The organism is Acinetobacter sp. YH12058 (assembly GCF_013419805.1).
In the GTDB taxonomy this organism is placed as follows: domain Bacteria; phylum Pseudomonadota; class Gammaproteobacteria; order Pseudomonadales; family Moraxellaceae; genus Acinetobacter; species Acinetobacter towneri.
Genome location: NZ_VOZL01000038.1, coordinates 1 through 7,113, shown reverse-complemented (window position 1 = coordinate 7,113; position 7,113 = coordinate 1). Strand labels below are relative to the sequence as shown.

Annotated in this window: 7 protein-coding genes; 4 read left to right on the top strand and 3 right to left on the bottom strand. The window is 42.9% G+C overall.

The window, feature by feature from the left end; all coding sequences use genetic code 11:
• The coding region (locus FTU09_RS13280) for a zinc ribbon domain-containing protein (RefSeq protein WP_180051344.1) at positions 1-236 on the top strand (236 nt) is incomplete at its 5' end.
• 34 nt (positions 237-270) lie between these two features.
• On the opposite strand, the gene FTU09_RS13275 is transcribed toward FTU09_RS13280, so the two are convergent.
• The 3 genes from FTU09_RS13275 to FTU09_RS13265 are packed head-to-tail and all read right to left on the bottom strand — an operon-like array spanning position 271 to position 3,287.
• Entirely contained in the window at positions 271-840 is a 570-nt protein-coding gene (locus FTU09_RS13275; protein ID WP_004970120.1) for an L-threonylcarbamoyladenylate synthase, read from the bottom strand.
• Positions 841-888: 48 nt separating this feature from the next.
• Complete coding sequence (gene dprA, locus FTU09_RS13270; protein WP_104853275.1) at positions 889-2,112, bottom strand: DNA-processing protein DprA; 1,224 nt, start codon at positions 2,110-2,112, stop codon at positions 889-891.
• Positions 2,113-2,129: 17 nt separating this feature from the next.
• Complete coding sequence (locus tag FTU09_RS13265; RefSeq protein WP_180060777.1) at positions 2,130-3,287, bottom strand: LysM peptidoglycan-binding domain-containing protein; 1,158 nt, start codon at positions 3,285-3,287, stop codon at positions 2,130-2,132.
• A gap of 121 nt (positions 3,288-3,408) precedes the next feature.
• Between FTU09_RS13265 and def the strand changes: the two genes are divergently transcribed.
• From def to FTU09_RS13250, 3 genes are all read left to right on the top strand, one after another.
• Positions 3,409-3,939 carry a peptide deformylase gene (gene def / locus FTU09_RS13260; protein WP_180062534.1) on the top strand — a complete coding sequence of 177 codons (531 nt, stop codon included), beginning with the start codon at positions 3,409-3,411 and terminating at the stop codon, positions 3,937-3,939.
• 107 nt (positions 3,940-4,046) lie between these two features.
• Complete coding sequence (locus FTU09_RS13255; RefSeq protein ID WP_179991667.1) at positions 4,047-4,481, top strand: DUF2946 family protein; 435 nt, start codon at positions 4,047-4,049, stop codon at positions 4,479-4,481.
• Positions 4,482-4,544: 63 nt separating this feature from the next.
• Positions 4,545-6,596, top strand: coding sequence for a TonB-dependent copper receptor (locus FTU09_RS13250; protein ID WP_180080530.1), 2,052 nt, complete (start codon positions 4,545-4,547; stop codon positions 6,594-6,596).
• The last annotated feature ends 517 nt before the right edge of the window (positions 6,597-7,113 follow it).

The window sequence follows — 7,113 nt, the reverse complement described above, 5'->3', positions numbered from 1 at the left end:
AGTATAAATGCGAGAACGCAGGGGTATGTTATGAAGAAGTCAATGAAGCCTATACCACCCAAATTTGTTCGTGCTGTGGCTCACGCTCCAGTAGTCCGGAAGGTAGAGCAGGACTTGGAATAAGAGAGTGGCAGTGTGTGGAGTGCGGTACGCTCCATGATCGGGATGTAAATTCCGCACTGAATATTCTTGCGCTCGGACATGAGCGTCTAGCAGTAGGAATCTCCGTCCTTTAGGTCGGGGAGGATGTCAACTAAAATTTGTCTAAAGCTAGGCGCGAATCACTGCCCCACTCTCTGCATCTAAAATACGGCTAGGTTGCTGGCTTAAACCCAAATCACCATTTAAGTAGTGCAATTGTTGATGGAAATATTGCGTTGTCTCTTGCAAAGAGCGTGCAGGGGCAAGTCCCGCAGGATTGGCACTGGTCGATACAATAAAGCCATCAAAGGCATGGCATAACGCCATACATAAAGGATGATTGGTTACGCGCACCGCTACTTTGGGGTGTTGACCTGTAATCCACTCTGGAATTGCGGCTGTGCTGGGTAATAGCCAGGTGGTTGCTCGATCTGTGGGATAAGTATTCGTCCATGACGCAATTACGCGATCTCGCATTTCGGGGTTTAAATCCTGCAGCAAATGCTCTACTTGTGACAGATGTCCTGCCAGTAAAATCACACCTTTTTCAATCGGACGCTGTTTCAGACGCAAAATTTCCAAAAATGCCTGTTGATTATATGGATCACATCCCAATCCCCAAACCGCCTCTGTAGGATAGGCCAGTACCTGTCCTTGTTGTAGACATGCAGCGGCTTCGGTGACAGAAGTTGTAATCATGGGAGTTTTACCTAAACAGAAACGTGAAATAGGCGCTTATTGTGAACCTTATTTGAGTGGACGACAACGCAGATATAAACCTGATTGTTGTAAACAGAAGCCCATGAGTTCCAGTTCCATTAATGCGCTGGTGAGTGTGGCAATATCTAAATTCAGTTGCTGTGCCAAGTGATCGATGCTTTGTCCGACCCAATCCAGTTGTTGATACAGTGCCAATAAATGCTCGGGAATATGCGGTGTACTTGTATCTGCTGTTTTTGTTGTGGTGGTTTGAAGTATTGCTTCAGTCGGTGGTGTAGATAATTTTGCTTTTGTTGAAGCTGCTGTAGTCTGATTTTGGCTTGATGCTATTTGGTTTTGTTGATATTGCCATTGGGTTGGCAGGGCTAAATCCTCAATCACTTGTTCAGGATGGTCGACCAAAATTGCACCTTCACGAATCAATTGATGGCAACCTTGATGAAATTCACTATAAATATGTCCAGGAATGGCAAATATCAATTTGCCTTGCTCCGCTGCTAGTTTCGCGGTAATCAGCGAGCCACTATTTAAACTGGCTTCAGCAACTATCACGCCTAAACTTAATCCACTGACAATACGGTTACGTCGTGGAAAATGTTGCTGCAAGGGCTTGGTCTGCGGTAAAAACTCCGTAATCACGGCACCACCACATTCCACAATCTGTTGGCGCAGGCTGTGATGTGCACTTGGATAAGTGCTGTCCAAACCTGTGCCCATGACTGCAATGGTACGTTGATGCTGCAAAGCACCTTGATGTGCAGCTTCATCAATACCTTGTGCCAAACCACTATTGATAAAGAATCCTTGTTCACTTAAATAATAAGCAAAATCATAAGCCACTTGCCGACCATGCGGGCTGGCTTTGCGACTGCCGACAATCGCAATTTGCGCTTGCAACAAAGCCTGTGCATTGCCTTGCCCAAATAAAATGGGTGGCTTGTTGGAATAGGGTCGTAACTGATTGGGATAGTCCGCATCGTCCAAAGTTAGAATAAAATCGCACTGCTGTTGCAGTTGATTCAGACATTGTTCAAAGGCGAGTTGCCCTGTTGGGCTGAGATATTCTTTGGCGCGTTGTAGATGGTTGGCATGAATGCGCACATCTGACCATGTGAGGAGGTGTTCGGGCTGCACTGCGGCAGCCACGGAACCATAATGTTGTACGAGTTTGGAAAAACTAGACAGTGAATGTTGAACCAAATACCACAACAAAATGTAGTTGATTTGCTGTGGGCTGAATGAATTCAACATCACCATCTTAAACCGTTTTAGTCGTCCATTCGTGGTGCTTGTAAGCTCGCACCGACTTTAATTGGTAATTCACTGTCTAAAACATAGGCATAGCTAATGTGGTCAAAGCTCTTGAAGACCATGATATTGCCAATACGTTCGCCTGGAAGCTGAACACGTTCTTTGGTTTTCGGGTCGGTGACCACTTCGCCTTTTTGCGCTACGCTAAACACATGACCAGATTGCACGCCATGTAATGTACCGCGATCAATTGCCACAACACTGTGTTTTGCTGCAGTACCAATCGAACCCATCACACGTAGCACCTGACCACCTGTGCTGACATTTTCAGCATGCGTTGGGTAGAACAAGGTTGGCAGCATTGGGTCATAAATTGGTAAGACGCGATCACCACGACGCACTTCGGCATTGTAGGTATCGGTCAATTCAAGTGTGGTGATGTCATTTTCACCACGTACTGCAATACCTGCAGCAACTTGAGTGAGTTCAATGCCTGCATTGAATTTTTGACCATTGGCATCGGTCAGCATGTACGGTTCGCCTTCACGATATACACCGTAGCGTTGACCTACTTCCAGACCTGTACCACGCGCATACACACTTTGACCTTTAGCGGCTAAAACACGTTGATCAGAAGTACCTAAAATATATGGTGTGCCTTGTAACGCATCTGCGGCAATAATGCTGCTGCGCTCTAACCAGTGTTTGATGTAGTCAAGTGGAATCACAGGAATGGTATTATTTAAAGACTCCACGCGAATTTGCGGCTGTAAATTGGTGCTCTTGCCTGCATAACGACGAATAATGCCTTCACAGCCATCGCCTTCATCTTTACCAATAATTGGACGACCTTCATAGGTACACATCAACAAACGGTCACCTGGGAAAATCCAGTGTGGATTTTTTACGTGACGGTTACTTGCCCAAATTTCAGGCCAACGTAATGGATTGTTCAGGAATTTTTTGGAAATATCCCATAAGGTATCGCCTTTTTTTACCACATACACATTTGGTGCGCTGGCTTTTAAGGCAGGCGGATTGATGTTTCGTGCAGGTGCTGCTTCAGCCACACTGATCGCACTAAGTCCCACTGTGAGACATACTGCGAGTGCTAAAACTTGCTTTTTAAACCCCAAGACACGAAAAGAGGATGTGTCTGTCAAAACCTTTTTCATTATCATAATTCCTAAAATTATGTATGTAGTTGCGTTATAATAACGATCTTACACACATTTTTTTGATGAAGCATTCCTTCATTCGGTTTTTTGATCAATGGCATATAAGTGAGGACGTCCCATGGCCTTATTACCTATTTTAAGTTTCCCGGATCCCCGTTTGCGTACCATTGCCAAACCCGTCGAAGAAGTGACCGACGAAATTCGTCAGCTTGCTGCAGATATGTTTGAAACTATGTATGCCGCACCAGGAATTGGTCTAGCTGCGACACAGGTAGATCATCATATTCAGCTGATTGTCATGGATTTATCTGAAAATAAAGATCAACCCATGGTCTTCATTAACCCCAAAGTTACCCCATTGACTGAAGAGACCCAACCGTATGAAGAAGGGTGTTTGTCAGTGCCTCAAATATACGACAAAGTTGAGCGTCCGTCACGTGTAAAAATTGAAGCGATTAACCTTGAGGGTCAATCCTTTGCGCTAGAAGCAGATCAACTTCTCGCTGTTTGTATCCAACATGAAATGGATCACTTAAATGGTAAATTATTTGTCGATTATTTATCACCACTCAAAAGACAGCGTGCCCGTGAAAAAGTGGAAAAAGTAGTGCGCCAGCGTCAGAAAGAAAAAGTTGCTGTGAAGCGTTAAAACAAACAACCATCTAGTTGTCCATGTTTAGACCAAAGCATAAAAATCAGCCCAATTTCGATTGGGCTTTGTTATACTTGCGCCACACAAATTCAGGATAGATGTTTTTGTTGTTGCGTAGTGGCTTACTGCTTTCATTTATCGCAGTTTTTTTACAGATTGCTGTATTTTTACAGCCTTTGCTGCCTGAGCAATATCAAGTTGCGCCAGTCTGTGAAACCATCACGCGTGCACTTTTGTTGCCACAAGCCCACGCCGTGCATACAAATTCTTCGCATACTGCACATTCATCTACATCGCAAGCTGATGATCAACAACTGACTGCACAGCATGGACATCATCATCACGATGCTTCACACCAATGTCAGTATTGTACGGTCTATGGCAACTTGGTCTTGCCACCTGAATTAGAGCTTAAAGAAGTGCTTGATCGCATTCAGGTACGTCTTTTGGCTTTCCAAAAACGTTTTCAACACGTTTGGTTTGCACTTCAGCAACTCTTTTTACTTCCGCAGGGACGTGCTCCACCTCACTTTGCATAAATTCAATGTTTTTCGGGTCTGCTTTGACCCTAACTGTATTTATGTTTTGAAGTGAGAAATAAAATGGCTCAGCCTAAATTTTTATTACAGCCCATTGCGGCTGCAGTTTGTGTTGCCTGCTATTCAGCAAGTGCGTTTGCCGATCAAAGTATGCTGTCTGCGAATACGCATAGTCTTGCGCCTATTGTTGCAACCGCACAACAGGGCAATGATGCCAATGGTTTGGTGGTTCGTGCTAATCCAAAACAACCCATTCAGCCGATTCCAGCCACAGATGGTGCAGACTATTTGCAAAGCATAGTTGGCTTTAGTGCTGTCAACAGTGGTGCGGGTACCAATGGCGATGTGACCTTCCGCGGCATGTTTGGTTCACGTATTAAAATTTTAACCGATGGTTCTGAAAACTTAGGTGCATGCCCGAGTCGTATGGATTCACCAACCTCTTATATTTCACCAGAAAGTTTTGATGAAATTACCGTCATTAAAGGCCCGCAAACGGTGCAATATGCCAACACAGGTTCGGCAGCAACGGTATTGTTTGAGCGTAAGCCTGAGCAATTTGGTGAAGGTCAAAACTATCGTGGCCAAGCCAGTGTCTTGATGGGGTCATTTGGCCGTTTAGATCATAATGTTGAAGCGGCTGCGGGTGATGAGCAGAAATACATCCGTTTAAACGCCAACCGTTCTGTAGCAGACAGCTATAAAGATGGCAATGGTACAACTGTTCCTTCGGATTGGGAGCGTTGGAATGCTGATGTCGCTTTAGGTTGGACACCCGATGAAAACACTTGGCTAGAACTGACAGGTGGTCGTGGTGATGCTGAAGTGGTTTATGCGGGCCGTACAATGGATGGTGCTGAATTTGACCGTGAAAGTTTAGGTTTACGTGTAGAAAAGAAAAATATTACCGATGTGATTAAGAAAATTGAAGCACAGGTGAATTATAGTTTTAACGATCACGTGATGGATAACTTTAGTCTGCGTGCGTTCAATCCTGCAGGGGGGATGATGCATCCTATGGCAAATAATGTGGCACGTAAAACGTTGAATGCACGTATGGCGGTGACACATGAGTGGGATAAAGTTGACTTTGTGACAGGTGTTGATACTCAAAATAATGAGCATAGTGGTCGTAAAGGCAGAATGAACAGCTATAAAAATTTGCCTCGTACTGTGGATATGGAGTTTCAATCTATAGGAGGTTTTGGTGAGCTTGGTTATCAATTCAACGATCAAAACAAGTTAGTCACAGGTGTGCGTATTGATCAAATTGAAGTAGACGCAGTGCAAACAGCTCAACAACGTAAAGAAACTTTGCCAAGTGGCTTTATTCGTTTGGAAAATCAACATCCGCACCATGATGCTAAAACTTATGTCGGTTTGGGCTATGTAGAGCGTATGCCTGATTATTGGGAATTGTTTAGTCCTCTGTCGGGTAACGGAAATAAAAATACGTTTAATCACATTGATACTGAAAAAACCCTTCAATTGGACTTTGGCTATCAACATGAACATGGTGCATTCAGCTCTTGGGCATCGGCTTATGCAGGTTTAATTAATGATTATATTTTGACGAATTACAAACTGAGAGATGAAAACAAGCCTCAGAGTAAAGAAAATCCTTTAGAGGCGCATACTCGCAATGTGGATGCAACGATTGCAGGTGCAGAAGTTGGTATTGCTTATCAATTTACCGATGCTTTACAGGCTGATGTGAGTGCCATGTATGCGTGGGGTGAAAACACTGCGGACAATACGCCGTTGCCACAAATTTCACCTTTGGAAGGGCGTTTAAACCTGCGCTATGTTCAGGATAAATATACTTTAGGTGCATTATTACGTGTTGTTGATGGTCAAAGTCGTATTAGCGAACGTGAAGGTAATATCGTGGGCTATGATGTGAAAGAAAGCAGTGGCTTTGGCGTATTGTCTTTAAACGGCAGCTATAACCTCAATAAAAGTGTTGATGTGTCTGTGGGTATTGATAACGTACTGGATAAAACTTATACCGAGCATCTAAACAAAATGGGTAATGCGGGTTTGGGTTTTGCTGCGAATGAGCAATTTAACAATATTGGCCGTAACTATTGGGCGCGTATCAGTATGAAGTTCTAATTTGAACTTTATTTAAACCAAAAGCAGGGCTTAGGCTCTGCTTTTTACTTTTTTATTAGAATAATTTCATATAAAACAATAGATTAAATCTTGTGATTGTATTTTGAAGAATTGCACAGATTTTTATTAAAATAAATTTATGAGACAAAACAGTGGCTTATCTGTTTTGGGGTTTATAAAATAAACACTCGATATATTTCTTTTACAAAAAGCCTTGCATGGCAAAATATTTGGCCTATAATGCACATCCATCGGCGGCGATGTTGATAAAAACTTGTTGAAAAACAATAGCTTGGTTGATTGATTTAAGATTAATTGAGTTTGTTTTGAGTAGATGGGTTTGAAAATAAAATCAACATTGCATGTTGACTTTATGGAAATAGAGAGTAGTATAGCCGACCTAGCTTGATGCTGACGAAGCATCGAGAAGATCATTAAGAGATTATGAAGAACAACTTGTGTGGATTTTTACTGATTGATTGATCGAAAATATTTCATTGATTGATTGGTTTAAATT